The 15,636-nt window shown below is 74.6% G+C and carries 16 protein-coding genes; 14 read left to right on the top strand and 2 right to left on the bottom strand.

The annotated features are described in order from the left end of the window. Positions 1-98: 98 nt before the first annotated feature. On the top strand, positions 99-1,490 hold the full coding sequence (locus V6U88_RS12805) for a class I adenylate-forming enzyme family protein (protein WP_334452698.1): 1,392 nt from the start codon (positions 99-101) through the stop codon (positions 1,488-1,490). Between the two features lie 35 nt (positions 1,491-1,525). Here V6U88_RS12805 and V6U88_RS12800 read toward each other — a convergent pair whose 3' ends face one another. Continuing rightward, positions 1,526-2,164, bottom strand: coding sequence for a 4'-phosphopantetheinyl transferase family protein (locus V6U88_RS12800; RefSeq protein ID WP_334452697.1), 639 nt, complete (start codon positions 2,162-2,164; stop codon positions 1,526-1,528). 17 nt (positions 2,165-2,181) lie between these two features. On the opposite strand from V6U88_RS12800, the gene V6U88_RS12795 reads away from it, so the two are divergent. Genes V6U88_RS12795 through V6U88_RS12740 form a run of 12 tightly spaced genes read left to right on the top strand, consistent with a single transcriptional unit; the run spans position 2,182 to position 13,408 of the window. Then, on the top strand, positions 2,182-2,448 hold the full coding sequence (locus V6U88_RS12795; protein ID WP_154936435.1) for an acyl carrier protein: 267 nt from the start codon (positions 2,182-2,184) through the stop codon (positions 2,446-2,448). Continuing rightward, positions 2,448-2,693 (top strand): acyl carrier protein, encoded by a 246-nt coding sequence (locus tag V6U88_RS12790; RefSeq protein ID WP_334452695.1) that lies wholly within the window; start codon positions 2,448-2,450, stop codon positions 2,691-2,693. Before V6U88_RS12795 ends, V6U88_RS12790 begins: the two co-directional genes overlap by 1 nt. Beyond that, positions 2,686-3,858, top strand: coding sequence for a beta-ketoacyl-[acyl-carrier-protein] synthase family protein (locus tag V6U88_RS12785; RefSeq protein ID WP_334452694.1), 1,173 nt, complete (start codon positions 2,686-2,688; stop codon positions 3,856-3,858). Before V6U88_RS12790 ends, V6U88_RS12785 begins: the two co-directional genes overlap by 8 nt. Continuing rightward, entirely contained in the window at positions 3,855-4,355 is a 501-nt protein-coding gene (locus tag V6U88_RS12780; RefSeq protein WP_334452692.1) for a beta-ketoacyl synthase chain length factor, read from the top strand. The genes V6U88_RS12785 and V6U88_RS12780 overlap by 4 nt, the downstream gene beginning before the upstream one ends. Further along, entirely contained in the window at positions 4,352-5,971 is a 1,620-nt protein-coding gene (locus V6U88_RS12775) for a class I adenylate-forming enzyme family protein (RefSeq protein WP_334452690.1), read from the top strand. The genes V6U88_RS12780 and V6U88_RS12775 overlap by 4 nt, the downstream gene beginning before the upstream one ends. Then, positions 5,968-7,221 (top strand): beta-ketoacyl-[acyl-carrier-protein] synthase family protein, encoded by a 1,254-nt coding sequence (locus V6U88_RS12770; RefSeq protein ID WP_334452689.1) that lies wholly within the window; start codon positions 5,968-5,970, stop codon positions 7,219-7,221. The genes V6U88_RS12775 and V6U88_RS12770 overlap by 4 nt, the downstream gene beginning before the upstream one ends. 58 nt (positions 7,222-7,279) lie before the next feature. Then, positions 7,280-8,386: a 4-hydroxyphenylpyruvate dioxygenase gene (gene hppD / locus V6U88_RS12765; RefSeq protein WP_334452688.1), complete on the top strand. Its 1,107-nt coding sequence runs from the start codon at positions 7,280-7,282 to the stop codon at positions 8,384-8,386. After that, positions 8,383-9,312: a phytanoyl-CoA dioxygenase family protein gene (locus V6U88_RS12760; protein WP_334452687.1), complete on the top strand. Its 930-nt coding sequence runs from the start codon at positions 8,383-8,385 to the stop codon at positions 9,310-9,312. The genes hppD and V6U88_RS12760 overlap by 4 nt, the downstream gene beginning before the upstream one ends. A 1-nt stretch (position 9,313) precedes the next feature. Further along, positions 9,314-10,111: a DUF3050 domain-containing protein gene (locus V6U88_RS12755; RefSeq protein ID WP_334452686.1), complete on the top strand. Its 798-nt coding sequence runs from the start codon at positions 9,314-9,316 to the stop codon at positions 10,109-10,111. Further along, positions 10,108-11,079, top strand: a complete 972-nt coding sequence (locus tag V6U88_RS12750) for a thiamine pyrophosphate-dependent dehydrogenase E1 component subunit alpha (protein ID WP_334452684.1) — start codon at positions 10,108-10,110, stop codon at positions 11,077-11,079. The genes V6U88_RS12755 and V6U88_RS12750 overlap by 4 nt, the downstream gene beginning before the upstream one ends. Then, on the top strand, positions 11,079-12,053 hold the full coding sequence (locus V6U88_RS12745; protein ID WP_334452683.1) for an alpha-ketoacid dehydrogenase subunit beta: 975 nt from the start codon (positions 11,079-11,081) through the stop codon (positions 12,051-12,053). The genes V6U88_RS12750 and V6U88_RS12745 overlap by 1 nt, the downstream gene beginning before the upstream one ends. After that, on the top strand, positions 12,050-13,408 hold the full coding sequence (locus V6U88_RS12740; RefSeq protein WP_334452681.1) for a hypothetical protein: 1,359 nt from the start codon (positions 12,050-12,052) through the stop codon (positions 13,406-13,408). The genes V6U88_RS12745 and V6U88_RS12740 overlap by 4 nt, the downstream gene beginning before the upstream one ends. 54 nt (positions 13,409-13,462) lie before the next feature. Here the strand turns inward: V6U88_RS12740 and V6U88_RS12735 are convergent, their stop codons facing one another. Further along, positions 13,463-14,158, bottom strand: a complete 696-nt coding sequence (locus tag V6U88_RS12735) for an SGNH/GDSL hydrolase family protein (RefSeq protein ID WP_334452679.1) — start codon at positions 14,156-14,158, stop codon at positions 13,463-13,465. Positions 14,159-14,422: 264 nt separating this feature from the next. On the opposite strand from V6U88_RS12735, the gene V6U88_RS12730 reads away from it, so the two are divergent. Continuing rightward, positions 14,423-15,418, top strand: coding sequence for a S1 family peptidase (locus V6U88_RS12730; RefSeq protein ID WP_334452678.1), 996 nt, complete (start codon positions 14,423-14,425; stop codon positions 15,416-15,418). Positions 15,419-15,636 lie beyond the last annotated feature (218 nt).

Below are 15,636 nucleotides of genomic sequence, written 5' to 3'. Positions count from 1 at the left end.
CTTTCCGGGCTGTCGTAGGGTTCCGGCAGCACCCCGAAAGACGCACGTGATGGGCGGATTCCGCCCTATTTGACGCTGGGCGGTGGACGGCAGTGACCATGGATCGTCCGACGGAAGATTCTACGGCGACAGACCCGGGTTGGGTCGACGAAGTATTGTTCACCGGCAATTCGACCGATATTTGTCTGCGCCTGCCGGAACCGGTCGACCGGGGCACCCTGCGCCGGTTGGTAGGTCAGGCGCAGGTCCGGCTGACCGAGGCGGGACTGCGCCCCGGCGGCGCCGCCGCGCTGCGGCTGCCGCCGTCGCTGGCGTACGTGGTGAACCTGCTGGCGACCTGGCGCACCGGCGCGCAGGCGGTCCTGTTGGACCACCGGCTCACCGACCACGAGGTGGGCCGGGCGCTGGAGCGGCTCACCCCGCAGGTGGTCGTCGCCCCGGTGCGCACCGGCGGCGGCGCACTGCGGGTCTTCGTCGACGTCACCGAGGGCGTCACGCCGCACGGCGACGCACCGGCCACCAGCGGCCACGCGGTGATCCAGCTCAGCTCCGGCTCCACCGGACCGTCCAAGGTGATCGGTCGTACCGCCGAGGACCTGGTCGCCGAGGTACGCCGCTACACCCTGATCGACGGGGTGGCGCTGCCCGGCGAACGGATCATCCTGCTGCCGTCCATGGTGCACGTGCTCGGCCTGGTCGGCGGCCTGCTCTACGGCCTGCACGCCGGCGTGGAACTGGTCGGACCGCAGCGGCTCGTCGGCGACGCGATCCTCGCCGCCGTCGCCGCCCAGGACACCCCGGCCACCGTGCTCGGCGTGCCCTTCCACATCGGACTGCTCGCCTCCACCCGGCCCGACGGCCCGCTGCCGCAGCTCAAGCGGATGACCACCGGCGGTGAACTGGTCCCGGCCGCCACCGCGCAGGCCTTCACCGACCGGTTCGGCGTCCCGCTGGGCAACATGTACGGGATGACCGAGGTCGGGGTGATCGGCACCGACCTGTACGGGCGGCACCGCCCGTCGATCGCGCCGGCCCCCGGCATCGAGGTCCGCGAGTCCGGCGGAGAGCTCTGGGTGAGCTGCCCGGCGTCACCGTACGTGGGGCTCAGCGACCCGACCCGCTGGGCCGACGGCTGGCTGCACACCCGCGACGCGGGCACCGTCGACCCCGCGACCGGCCTGGTCACCGTCAAGGGCCGGCTCGACTCGCAGGTCTCCGTCGGCGGACTGAAGGTGGACCTGACCGAGGTCGAGGCCACCCTCACCGGGCTGCCCGGGGTGGCCGCCGCCGTGGTGGTCTTCGACGACGGCATCACCGCGTACGTGCAACCCGACGGCCCGCTGTCGGAGGAGGTGCTGGACAAGCTGCTCGCCGAGCGGCTCGCCGGCTACAAACGCCCCCGCACCCTGCACCTGGTCGACCAGCTGCCCCGCACCACCACCGGCAAGCTGGTCCGCTCCGTCACCGCGCTGCGGGCGGCGGCCCCGTGACCGGCCCGCTCGGCGAGCACCCGGGAACCGGTCCGCTACTCGAACACCACCGACACCTCGACCTGGGCCCGGCCGGCCGGAACGGCCCCGGCGCCGACGGCCGCGCCGACCGCGACGGCCAGCACCAGCCCGGCGCCGCAGGCCGGGTGCCCGACCCGGAGACCGGCCTGGTCGGGCACGGGACGCAGCAGCTCGCGCGGGTGCTCGGGCACCGGCATCCGGCGGCGCAGGCCACCGGCGCGCAGCCCCCGGCCCAACGCCTTGCCGACCGCCTCCTTGGCCGTCCAGAGCAGCAGGAACGCCTCGACCCGGGCGGCGTCCGGCAGGTCGCCCAGCCAGCGCGTCTCCGGCGGGGCGTACCAGCGGTGGGCCAGCGCCAGGGCGGGCAGCGCGCGACGCCGCTCGACGTCCACCCCGACCGGCCCGGCCGGGCGGGCGGCGACCACCACCACGCCCTCGGCGTGGCTGACGCTGACCGGCAGCGACCCGGCACCGGCCCGCACCCAGGGCCGCCCGTCGGGCCCGCGGCCCACCCCGACCTCCCGTTCCGCCCGGCCGAGCAGCGTGCAACCCGCCCGCCGCAGCAGCCGCCGCGCCACCTCCGGCCGACCGCCGGGGGCAGCGCTCACCCACACGTGCACGGTGTCCCGACCGGACACCGGTAGCTCGCCCACGAAGAGAGGGTAAATCCATGCGCGACGAGGTCCGCACCTTCGTCATCGAGCAGCTCGAGGACATGAACTACGACGTCGAGGGGATCGACGACGAGACCACGCTCGGCCCGTCCGGGGTCGACCTGGAGTCCCTGGCGCTGGCCGACCTGTCCGTCCGCGTCGAGGACCGGTACGGCCTGAAGTTCGCCGACGACGAGTCGGAGAAGCTGGCCCTGATGACGGTCGGGGAGTTCACCAGAATGGTCGCCGACCGGGTCGCCGGGTCGACCAGCGACAACCGGTGATGGCCGGTCAGCCCGACCTGGGGCGAGCTGACCTGGTGAGCATGCTCGCCGAACTGACCGCGAAACCCGTCGACCAGGTGCCGCACCGGGTCGGCTCGATGGAACTCGCCTGGCTCGTGCACCTCGTCGAGCAGCGCTACGACCGGCGGCTGGACCTCACCGACGACCAGCTCGCCGGGATCCGCACCGTCGACGACGCCCTGGCGGTGTTCCACACCTCCCTGACCAGCCCCGCAGATGGCTGAGCGGGAGCCCGTACCGATCTCCGGCATCCATGCGGTCAGCGCCCTGGGCAGGGGCGCCGACGCGCAGCTCGCCGGGGTGCTCGCCGGCACGCCGGCGTTCCGGCCGGTACGCCGCTTCGACACCACCGGCCGCCGGGTGACCGTGGCCGCCACCCTGCCCGACGTGGGGACGCTGCCGGACGAACTCACCGACGCGACCGACGCCGCCTGCCGGGCCGCCGGCCTGGACCGCGCGGCGCGGGCCGAGTCGGCCCTGCTGCTGGCCACCCACGGCGGTCCGCTGTCGCAGCCCGACGCGTTCGCCGACGACCGTCCGCTCACCGGAGCTGACAGCGGGGCCGGGAACGGTGCCCAGGTCGAGGTGCCGGCGCTCGTCGGGCACCTGGCACGGCGGTGCGGCCTGGGCGGGCCGACCCGGACGTACACCAGCGCGTGCGTCTCCGCGAGCACGGCGGTCGCCGACGCGGCCACGATGATCCGCCGGGGCGACGTCGCGCGGGTGGTGGTCGCCGCCGGCTACCTGGTCGAACCGGACCAGTTCGCGCTCTTCGACGCCGGCCGGGCGTTCGCCGCCGACGGGGCGGTACGCCCGTTCAGCGCCGGACGGCAGGGGCTGCTGCTCGGTGACGGGGTGGCCGCGGTGGTGCTGGAGTCCGCCGGGGCGGCCCGCCGCCGGAGCGCCGCGCCGGTGGCCACCGTGCGCGGGTGGGGCCGGGCCGGCGACGCGTACCACCCGTGCCAGCCGGACCCGGCCGGGCGGGGACTGGCCCGGGCGGTGCGCTCGGCGCTGCGCCGGGCCGGGCTGGACGCGGCGGCGGTCGGCTACGTCAACGCCAACGCCACCGGCACCGGGTTCAGCGACGCCTCCGAGGCGGCGGCGCTGCGGCTGGCGCTCGGCGACCTCGCCGACCGGGTGCCGGTCAGCTCGACCAAGTCGGTGCACGGGCACGCCCTGGAGGCCTCCGGCCTGCTCGAACTGGTGGTCACCGTGCAGGCGCTGCGGCACGGGAAGCTGCCGGTCAACGCCGGCTGGCTCGGCCCCGACGAGGCCTGCCCGCTGGACGTGGTCACCGACGCGCCCCGGCCGGTCGGCAGCCCGTACGCGCTCAGCCTCAACGCCGCCTTCGGTGGTGCCGACACGGCGCTGCTGGTCGGTGCCCCGTGAGCGCGGTGCTGGCCGAGGCGCGCTGGCCGGAGCCAGGCGACGGTCCGCCGCCGCCACTGCCCGGCTTCGTGCACTCGCCGTTCGCTCCGCTGGTGGCGGCGGTCGCCGACCGCTGCCTGACCCGCCGGTACGGCGAACGCCCGGTGCCGCCGGGCACCACCTGCGCGGTGGTGCTGGTCAGCGCCGCCGGGGACCGGCCGAGCGCCGCGCACGTACGGGCCACGGTCGCCGCCGGTGGCCGGGTCGGGCCGCTGTTCTTCTTCCAGTCGGTGCCGAACAGCGTCGCCGGGCACGTCGCGGCGCGCTGGGGACTGGACGGCCCGGTGGTGTGCCTGAGCCCCACCGGCGACCCGCGGGCGGACGGCACGGCCGAGGCGGACCTGCTGCTGTACGACGGCGACGCCGACGAGGCGTTGCTGGTCCTGGTCGATGAGGCACCCGACGGCACGCCCACCGGGGCGGTCGCGGTGCTGCTGGGGGGAGGAACGAGGCAATGAGGACGAAGGGACTGCGCGGGGCGCTCGCCGCGGACACCGAACTGGGCGCCGGCAACATGCTCGCCCGGGTGCTGGCGCACGGGGCCGACCCGGAGGGCCCGGGGTTGACCTTCGACACCCCGGTCGACGGGCACCCGGCCGAGCGGCCGATCACCCTGGGCCGGCTCGACGAGCGGGTCGCCGCCCGGGCGGCCTGGCTGCACCAGCGCGGCGTCCGGCCCCGCGACCCGATCGCGGTCTGGGCCACCGACGCCGCCGACATGGTGCTCAGCTTCCTGGCGCTGACCCGGCTCGGCGCGATCCCCGCGCTGATGAACGGCAAGCTCCGCCCGGAGATCGCCGCCGAGTACATCCGCCGGCTGCGCGCGGCCGGGGTGCTCGCCGACGCCGCGCACACCGCGGCGCTCGCGGGGCACGAGCTGGGCGCGCCGCTGCTCGGCCGGCCCGCCGAGGCGGGCGCCGGCGACCCGGCCGCCGCGCCGCCGCACTACCGCCACCACGACTCCGACCCGATCGTCATCACCCACACCTCCGGCACCACCGGGGTGCCGAAGGCGGTGCTGCACTCGCACGCCAGCCTCTTCGCCGCCACCCGGCACCTGCTGTCCATGCCGCAGGCGCAGGGCACCAGCCGGATCCTCAACGCGCTGCCCGCCCCGCACACCGCCACCGTGCTGATGGTCAACCAGGCGCTGGGCAACCGGGCGGAGATGCTGCTCCTGTCCGAGCAGGGCGGCGAGCGGGTGCTCGACGCGATCCAGCGCTGGCGCCCCGACGGGGTGTTCGGCTTCTCCGTCACCTGGGCGGAGCTGGCCCGCTTCGACCTGTCCGGGTACGACCTGGAGTCGGTGCGGCTCTGGTTCAACACCGGCGACTGCTCGCACGAGCCGCACGTCCGCCGCCTCGTCGCGGTCGGCTCCCGCGACACCGTCACCCGCTACGGCGTGGTGCGGGTGCCCGGCTCGGTCTTCATCGACGGCCTCGGCTCCAGCGAGATGGGGCACTCGATGTTCCACATCACCCACACCGCCGACACCGACCGGTACGGCCGCTGCGTCGGCCGCCCCTACCGCTTCACGAAGGTGGCGGTGCTCGACGCCGAGGGCAACGAGCTGCCCCCTGGCGAGGTGGGCTGGCTCGGCATCGACTCGCCGTCGCTGTTCCGCGGCTACTGGAACGACTCGGTGACCACCTACCGGTCCCGGCTGCGTGGCTGGTACCTGACCGGCGACCTGGTGTACGCCGACGCCGAGGGCCGCTACTACCACCTGGACCGGGCCGTCGACTCGGTCGAGCTGGCCGACGGGCGGCGCTTCTTCACCGCGCTGTCGGAGGAGCGCATTCTCGCCGCCTGCCCCGACGTCACCGACTGCACGGTGGTGATCGTCAAGGAGCAGGACGGCAGCGTCGTCACCGACGTGCTGCTGGAACTGGCCGCCGGCGCCGACCCGGACACCGACCGCACCGAGGCGGTCCGCGCGGCGCTCGGGGCGGACGTCGGCGCGACCCTGCGCCGGGTGGTGCCGGTCGCCTCCGCCGACATCCCGGTCACCGTCACCGGCAAGGTACGCAAGGTGGCGCTGCGCGAGCGCTACCTGACCGAGGTGGCGTCATGACCGCCGTCATCACCGGGATGGGGCTGTTCAGCCCCGTCGGGCGGGGCGTGGCGGCCACCTTCGACGCGTTGACCACCGGCCAGTCCGGGCTGGCCCGGCCGCCCGAGGGTCACCCCGCCCGCGAGTCGCTGGAGGTCGCCGGGCTGCTGCCCCCGATCGACCCGCGCACCGTCGCCTCCGGTCCGGAGACCAAGGTGCTCGACCGGATCGTGGTGCTGGCGCTGCTCACCGCCGCCGACGCGCTCGCCGACGCCGGCATCGAGGTCGGCCGGGACGTCGACCCGGAGCGGATCGGCGTGATCGTCGGCGGGGTGGGCGGGATGTCAACGCTGGAAAGCCAGGTGGTGGCGCGCGCCGCTCGGGGGCGGGCGGCGGTCAGCCCGTACCTGCTGACCGGGATCCTGCCGAACATGCCGTCGGCGCGGATCGCCATCGCGCACGGCATCCGCGGCTACAGCTCGGCGGTCGGTACGGCGTGCGCCTCCGGCGCCCAGTCGGTCGCCGACGCGGTCCGGCTGATCCGGTGCGGGGAGGCCGACGTGGTGCTCTGCGGGGCCAGCGAGGCGCCGCTCTTCCCGACCTTCGCCGACACCTTCGGCAACGCCCGGGCGCTGGCCCGCGGCTGGGACGACCCGACCCGGGCCAGCCGGCCGTTCGACAGCCGGCGCAACGGTTTCGTCCTCGCCGAGGGGGCGGCGCTGCTGGTGCTGGAACGCGCCGAGCACGCCGCGGCGCGCGGCGTCACCGCCTACGCCGAGGTGGCCGGCTACGGCGCGACCACCGACGCGTACCACCCGACCGCGCCCCGGCCCGACGGCGCGGGCGCGGCCGAGTGCATGCGGCGGGCGCTGGCCGGCGGGGGAGTGTCGGCGGGCGACGTCGGCTACGTCAACGCGCACGGCACCGGCACCAAGCTCGGCGACATCGCCGAGACCACCGCGCTGGCGAAGGTCTTCGGCGCCGGCGGGGTGCCGGTCAGCTCCACCAAGGCGCTCACCGGGCACCTGCTCGGCGCGTCCGGGGTGGTGGAGGCCGCCGCCTGCGCGCTGGCCCTCGGGGCGGGGCTGCTGCCGCCGACATACCACCTCGACGACCCGGATCCCGACTGCCCGGCGGACCACATCCGCGTCGAGCCCCGGGCCACCGGGACGGACCACGCGCTGACGAACTCGTTCGGCTTCGGCGGACAGAACGTCAGCCTGCTGCTGCGGCGCACCGCCGGGGGGCGGGCCGCCGCGCCGCACAGGTGACAACCCGGGCGGCACACGCTCGGACCACAGTCACGGGGGACATGGGGAAGGGCTGGAGATGGACATCCGTGGAATTGACCACATCGAACTCTACGTGGGGGACGCGCGGCAGGCCGCCTTCTACTTCGGCACCGCGATCGGCTTCCACCTGCGGGGCCAGGGGGGACCGGAGACCGGGCTGGTCGGGCAGCGCTCGCTGCTGCTCGGCCAGGGCGACATCCGGATGCTGCTCACCTCCGCGCTGACCGCCGCGCATCCCGCCGCGACGTACGTGCAGCGGCACGGCGACGGGATCGCGGTGGTGGCGCTGGAGGTCGCCGACGCCGCCGGGGCGTACGCGGAGCTGGTGGCCCGGGGGGCGACCGGGGTGAGCGCGCCGCGCACCTGGACCGGCGCGGACGCCGAGGTGGTGACCGCCGAGGTGGGCGGCTTCGGCGACGTGCTGCACCGGCTGGTCGAGCGGCGCGGCGACCGGACGGAGTTCCTGCCCGGGGCGGTGGAGATGACGACGCCGGTCACCGACGACGACAAGCTGCTCGCCGAGATCGACCACCTGGCGGTCTGCGTGCCGCCGGGTCAGCTCGACGAGACGGTCGGGCACTACCAGCGGGTCTTCGGGTTCGCGCAGATCTTCGAGGAGCACATCGAGGTCGCCGGCCAGGCGATGAACTCCAAGGTGGTGCAGAGCCCGTCCGGGCGGGTCACCCTGGTGCTGCTGGAACCGGACGCCGGCCGGCGGCCCGGCCAGATCGACGCGTTCCTCGCCGAGCACCACGGCGCCGGGGTGCAGCACCTCGGGCTGCGCACCGACGACATCGTCACCGCGGTCGGGGCGCTGGCCGACCGGGGGGTCCGCTTCGCCGGCACCCCCGCCGCCTACTACGACGACCTGGAGCGGCGGGTCGGCCCGGTCGAGGCGCCGCTGGACCGGCTGCGCGACCTGAGCATCCTGGTCGACTCCGACCACGGCGGGCAGCTGCTGCAGATCTTCACCGAGTCGATGCACGTGCGCCGCACCCTCTTCCTCGAACTGATCGAGCGACGCGGGGCGCGCACCTTCGGCAGCGGCAACATCAAGGCGCTCTACGAGGCCAAGGAACGGGAGCTGGCCGCGGCGGGGGCGACCCCCGCCGTGGTCGGCACGGCACGAGGGGTTGGGGCATGACGACCACGGAGTTCCATCCGACGCTGACCGCCGAGGAGGCGGCGCTGCTCCCGTCCGACGAGGACGTGCGCTGCTACGCCGAACACGGCTGGTACCTGTCGAAGAAGCTGCTCACCGACGAGGAGGTGGACGCGCTCGCCGCCGCCACCGACCGGTACTACGCCGGTGAGCGGGACCGCCGCCTGCCGGTGCGCCCGCCGAAGCTCGCCTACTGGGAGCAGTCGTTGGGCCCGGTGCAGCGGCACAACGACTACGTCCACCACGAGCACGACGCGCTGGGGGCGATCCTGCGCAAGCCGCTGATCGGCGCGGTCGCCGCCCGGCTGGCGCAGGCCGACGAGATCCGGATCTTCCAGTCCACGCTGATCTACAAGCCGCCGATCTCCGGCGAGCCGTCGAACATCGTGCCCTGGCACTTCGACAAGCACTACTGGGCGTCCTCGTCGTCGGAGAAGATGCTCACCGCGTTCATCCCCTTCCACGACTGCGGCGAGGAGATGGGCACCATCACCATGGTCGACGGGTCGCACCGGTGGAAGGAAATCGGCGCGGACGACACCGTGGTGCGGCACTTCGCCGACCGCGACCGCAGCCAGCTGGAGGAGATGCTGGCCGAGAACGCCGCGTACAACGGCGCGGAGATCCGCAAGATCCCGATGGTGATCCCCAAGGGACACATGAGCTTCCACCACTGCCGCACCTACCACGGCAGCGGCGCCAACGTCAGCGGCCGGCCCCGGCAGGCGATCTCGCTGCACCTGCAGGACGGCGACAACGCCTGGCGGGAGTACCGGCTCTCCGACGGCACGCTCGCCGCGTACAACCACGACGTGCTGGTCCGCCGCACCCACGAGGGGCGGCCCGACTACGCGGACCCCGAATACTGCCCGGTCATCTGGCGCGACCGCGCCCAGCAGGGAGGCTGACATGTCCCGCTACGACTGGGGTCGGACGCACCCGGGCATCGAACGGCTGGAGAAGGCGGTGACCGACCGCCGCGACGCGGTGGTCAAGCACCCGCTCTACGCCAACCTGGACACCCACGAGGCGCTGGTCACCTTCATGGAGCACCACGTCTTCGCGGTCTGGGACTTCATGTCCCTGCTGAAGTCCTTGCAGCGGCAGCTCACCTGCGTCACCGTGCCGTGGATCCCGACCGGCCCCTCCGGCAGCCGCCGCCTGATCAACGACATCGTGATGGTGGAGGAGAGCGACGAGCTCGGCGAGGGCTACATCAGCCACTTCGAGCTCTACGTGCGCGGCATGCGCGAGGCGGGCGCCGACACCACCGTGGTGGACGCGCTGGTCGACCTGCTGCGGGCGGGCCGCCCGGTGACCGACGCGCTGGTCGAAGCCGGCGTCCCCGCCCCCTCGGCGCGGTTCGCCGCCACCACCTGGCGGATCATCGAGTCCACCCCGGTGCACTGCCAGGCCGCCGCGTTCGCCTTCGGCCGGGAGGACCTGATCCCCGACATGTTCACCCAGGTCGTCGCCGTCAACGAGCGCAGCAACCGGCTGCACACGTTCGTCGACTACCTGGAGCGGCACATCGAGGTCGACGGGGAGCAGCACACCCCGATGGCGATGCAGATGCTCGCCGACCTCTGCGGCGACGACGACGCCAAGTGGCAGGAGTGCGCCGACACGGTCAACCTGGCGCTCACCGCCCGGGCCGCGCTCTGGGACGACATCCTCGCCGCGGTGAAGGAGGGGCGCGACACGTGACGGCCGCCGACCCGGTCCGGCTCTACCGCACGGTACGGCTGATCCGCCGGTTCGAGGAGCGGGCCGTCGAACTGGTCCACTCCGGGGCGATCGTCGGCGGCATCCACCCGTACCTCGGTCAGGAGGGGATCGCCGCCGGGGTGTGCGCCGCGCTGCGCGACTCCGACCTGGTCACCGGCACCCATCGCGGGCACGGGCACGTGCTCGCCAAGGGCGCCGACCCGGCCCGGATGATGGCCGAGCTGCTCGGCCGGGAGACCGGGCTTAACCGGGGCCGGGGCGGCTCGATGCACGCCGCCGACTTCGCCCTCGGGGTGCTCGGCGCCAACGCCATCGTCGGCGCGTCCGGGGCGATCCTGACCGGCGCGGTCTGGGCCCGCCGGCGGCGCGGCGACGACGTGGTGGGGGCGACGTTCTTCGGCGACGGCGCGGTCAACGAGGGGATGCTGCTGGAGGCGTTCAACCTGGCCGCGCTCTGGCGGGTACCGGTCCTCTTCGTCTGCGAGAACAACGGCTACGCCACCACCATGCCGGTCGCCGGCGCGGTCGCCGGCAGCATCGTCGGCCGGGCCGAGGCGTTCGGCATGCCGGCCGCCGTCGTGGACGGCCAGGACCCGGAGACGGTACGCGCCGCCGCGGCCGCCGCCGTCGCCCGGATGCGCGCCGGCGGCGGCCCGGAGCTGGTCGAGGCCCGCACCTACCGCTTCGACGCCCACCACACCTTCGAACACGCGGTACGCCTCGACTACCGCCCGCCGGAGGAGGTGGCCGAGGGGCGCTCCCGGGACCCGGTCGACATCCAGGGCGCCCGGCTCGCCCCGGCGGACCGGGCGGCCGTCGACGCGGAAGTCGAGTCGACGCTCGACGCGGCCGTCGCGTTCGCCCTGGCCAGCCCCGAGCCGGACCCGGCCGGCGCGCTGGATCACCTGTACGCCAGCGGGCTGACCGCCCGGACGGGAGGTGGCTGATGCCACGGTTGTCCTACCGCAGGGCGCTGACCCGGGCGCTCGCCGACGAACTCGCCCGCGACGAGAACGTGTTCCTGCTCGGCGAGGACATCCGGGTGGCCGCGTCGAACGTCACCGCCGGCCTGCTGAAGCGCTTCGGGCCGGAGCGGGTCCTGGACACGCCCCTGTCGGAGCAGGCGTTCACCAGCTTCGCCACCGGCGCGGCGCTGGCCGGGATGCGCCCGGTGGTGGAGTTCCAGATCCCGTCGCTGCTGTTCCTGGTCTTCGAGCAGATCGTCAACCACGCGCACAAGTTCCCGCTGATGACCGGCGGGCAGTGCGCCGCCCCGGTCACCTACCTGGTGCCCGGCTCCGGCTCCCGCACGGGCTGGGCGGGGCAGCACTCCGACCACCCGTACTCGCTCTTCGCCCACGTCGGGATCGTCACCGCGGTGCCGGCCACCCCGACCGACGCGTACGGGCTGCTGGTCTCGGCGATCCGGCACGACGACCCGGTGGTGGTCTTCGCCCCGGCCGGCGCGCTCGACGTCCGCGAGGACGTCGACTTCGCCGCCCTCGCCCCGGTGCCGCTGGGCCGGGGCGTGGTGCGCCGGGCCGGTGACGACGTGACCGTGGTCGCCGTCGGGCACCTGGTGCACGACGCGCTCGCGGTCGCCGGGGAACTGGCCGACCAGGTGTCGGTGGAGGTCTTCGACCCGCGCACGCTCTACCCGTTCGACCTCGACGGGCTGGTCGACTCGGTGAGCCGGACCGGGCGGCTGGTGGTGCTCGACGACTCCAACCGCTCCTGCGGCATCGCCGCAGAGATCATCGCCAGTGTCGTGGAGCGGGTGCCGCTGGCCGCCCCGCCCCGGCGGGTGACCCGCCCGGACGGCGCGGTGCTGCCGTTCGCGCCCGCGCTGGACCGGGCCGTGCAGCCCGGCCGGGCGGCCCTCACCGCCGCCATCCACCACGTGACCAAGGACGGATCATGATCGATGTGAACTACCGGTGGCCGCCGGCCGGCCGGGCGTGGACCGACCTGCCGGAGGCCACCCGCCGGGCGATGGTCGCCGCCGGGGCGCAGGAGTGGGAGCGGATCTTCCACGGTCGGGCGACGTACAACAAGCAGTGGCGGCTGGCCCGGCCGACGGTGATGACCGCCGACTCCTTCCGCGAACTCAACGAGGTCTGCGACCGGATCGCCCAGCTCGTCCTGGACGCCTGCCGGCGGCGCGCCCGCACGGCGGGGGAGCTGCGCCGGCTGCTCGGCGTGCCGGCGGGGGAGACCCGCCTGCTCGACGAGGACGAGCCGCTGTCCGAGGCGCTGCTCGCCGCGTACCGGCCGGACGTGCTGCTCTCCGGCGGGGAGCCGCGGATCGTCGAGTACAACATCGACAGCAGCCTCGGCGGCGGCTTCGACGCGGACACCGTGATCCAGCGCTTCGCCCAGCTCTACCGGGAGCGCGGCCTGCTCGACGGCGTGCCGGCCCGGCCGGCGCCCTCCCTGCTGGACCAGCGGTTCGTGGCGATCCGCGACGAGCTGGGCCTGGCCGAGGGGGCCCGGGTGGCGCTGCTGATGGACTTCGACGCGGACTACCCGGGGCTGGACGACCCGGAGACCTTCATCCGGATCCTCTCGCCCCTGGTGGACCAGGCCCGGCGCTTCGGCATCGACCTGGTCATCGCCCCGGTCGCCACCGCCACCCTCGACGCCGAGCGGCGGCTGGTGGTGGGCGGCGCGCCGGTGGACGCGCTGTTCCGGCTCTTCGTGCCGAACCGGGTCACGCCGAGCGCGGGCCTGGAGGCGGTGGCGGGCGCGCTCGCCGCCGGCACCCTGCCGATGTTCGTCAGCACCGCCGCCTGGCTGCTCGGCAACAAGGTCAACTTCGCCTGGCTCTACGAGGACCTGGATCTGCTGCCCGCCGAGGACCAGGTCCTGGTCCGCCGGTACGTGCCGCACACCGTGGTGCTCACCGAGGCCGAGCTGGACCGGGCGCTGGCCGAGCAGGCGGAGCTGGTCGCCAAGCCCGCCGACGGCTCCGCCGGCCACGACGTGCTGATCGGCCCGGAGCTGAGCGCGGCGGCCTGGGCCGACGGGGTGCGCGCGGCCGTGGCACGGGGCGGCAACATCCTCCAGCGGTACATGCCCGCCGACCGGGTGGCGATGGACTTCGTGCAGATCGAGACCGGGGAGGTCGTCACCGCCGAGGTGCCGTACAGCATCGCCCCGTACCTGTTCGGCCGTACCGGCTCCGGCGCGCTGGCCCGGGTCGGCTACCCCGGCTGCGAGGGGGTGCTCAACCTGGCTCGCGGCGTGCTGATGACCGGCATGCTGCTCACCGACTGACCCCGCCGCGGATCGTCTGTCGTCTCCCGGCCGGAGACGACGGACGATCACGGGTCACGGGCGGGGCGCGCGCCGGGCGGCGAGGTGGGCGCCGAGCCGGCGTACCGTCTCCGCCGCCGCGATGGCGTCGCTGCGGGCGCTGCCGTGCCGGCCGTCGCTGCTGTACAGCGACGCCTCCGCGCCCGCCGGGTGGTCGGTGAGGTGCACGTGCACCGTCCCCAGCCGCGCGGCGAGCCGCCCGGTGTGTACGGAAAGGCGGCGCATCCGCTCGCGGAGTCCGGGCCGGACCTGCTCCGGGACGGCCGGGCTGTGCGAGACGTCGAACATGCCGACGGTGACCACGTCCGCCCCGGCCGCCCGCAGCGCGCCGATCATCGCGGCCAGCTCGGCGTCGACCGCGTCCGGGTCGAAGGCCGGGCGGAACGCGTCGTTGCCGCCGCAGACCACCAGCGCCAGGTCCGGCTCGAAGGCCAGCGCCGCGTCCAGTTGCGCCGCGCGCACCTCGTGCGCCCGCAGCCCCCGCCGGCCCAGATTGAGGTACGCCAGCCCGGGGCGGACCGCGCGCAGCTCGGCGGCGATCCGGTCCGCCCACTGCACCGGCGGGTACCCGTCGACCGGCTCGCACATCCCCTCGGCGACGCTGTCGCCCAGCACCACGAACCGGCGCCACGGATGCCCGGCCAGCAGCGTCGCGCTCTCGCCCTCGCGCAGGCAGTACGGATCGGTCGCTTCGGTCAGCGTCGATGACATGGCCGGCAGGCTAACCGACCCGGCGGGCGGCGTCGACACTCCGTCGGGAGCCCGACCCTGAGCCGGCAGCGGGCCCACTTCCAACAGCGTCCATCGATCTCGGCACGTTACGCGGCCACGTCCGGTCCGACCCCGGGTGAACAACCGCGCCGACAGCCTGGATCCGGCCCGGCACCCGCGAGAAACATGTGCAGTCATCGATCGGCCGATCGGGCCGTCCAGCCTCCCCGGGAGGAACGCGTGAGACTCACTCGACGTGGTGTGATGTCCGCCGTCACCGTCGCCCTGCTCACCGGCGCCGTCGCCGCGGCACCGGCGTACGCCGCCCCCGCACCCCTGTCCGCCGAACGGGCCGCCACCCTCACGGCCACCCTCGGCGCCGAGCGCACCGCCGGCTCCTACGTCGACGCCTCCGGGCGTACCGTGGTCGCGGTGACCGACGCACGGGCCGCCGCCACGGTCCGGGCCGCCGGCGGGCAGGCTCGTCTGGTCACCCGCAGCACCGCCGCGCTGGAGCGCGCGCAGTCCCGGGTGGACCTCGGCGTCACCGGCACCGCGACGTACGTCGACCCGGTGACCAACCAGGTCGTGGTCGGCGTGGACAGCACGGTCAGCGCCGCCGACCGGGCCCGCATCCGGGCCGCCGTGGCCGCCTCCGGCGGCAGCGCGCGCACGACCGACCTGGCCGGGGCGCTGAGCATGCGGATCTCCGGCGGCGACGCCATCTACGGCGGCGGCTACCGCTGCTCGCTCGGCTTCAACGTGCGCAGCGGCAGCACCTACTACTTCCTCACCGCCGGGCACTGCACCAACCTGTCGGCGAGCTGGTACGCCAACTCGGCGCTGAGCACCAAGCTCGGCGACCGGACCGGCAGCAGCTTCCCCGGCAACGACTACGGCATCGTCCGCTACACCAACACCTCGGTCGCCATCGACGGCTCCGTCGGCACGCAGGACATCACCACCGCCGGTGACGCCTTCGTCGGCCAGACGGTGACCCGCCGGGGCAGCACAACCGGCACCCACAGCGGACGGGTGACCGGCCTCAACGCCACCGTCCGGTACGCGGAGGGCACGGTGCGCGGCATGATCGCCACCAACGTCTGCGCCGAGGGCGGCGACAGCGGCGGCCCGCTCTACGCCGGCAGCACCGCGCTCGGCCTGACCTCCGGCGGAAGCGGCAACTGCCGCACCGGCGGCCAGACCTTCTTCCAGCCGGTCAAGGAGGCCCTGAGCAGGTACGGCGTCACGGTCTTCTGACCGCCGGCCCAGGTGGCTCCCCGGTGTGCACACCGGGGAGCCACCTCACGTCGGGGATTGGCGTCGCCTGCGGCGTCGGCTGCGAGCCCGGTTGCCCAGCTGCGGCGGGCCGGCCGGGCCGCGCCGCTGCCGTTCCAGGCGCCGGCGGGCCCGCTTCGACAGGTTCTCCTCCGGGTCGCCGGAACGGAACACCCCCACACGACCCACCCGGCCATACC

The sequence above is a fragment of the Micromonospora sp. CPCC 205739 genome (genome assembly GCF_036906795.1).
Lineage (GTDB): Bacteria > Actinomycetota > Actinomycetes > Mycobacteriales > Micromonosporaceae > Micromonospora.
The sequence above is the reverse complement of the archived record's forward strand: the minus strand, read 5'-3'. Positions and strand labels throughout refer to the sequence as shown.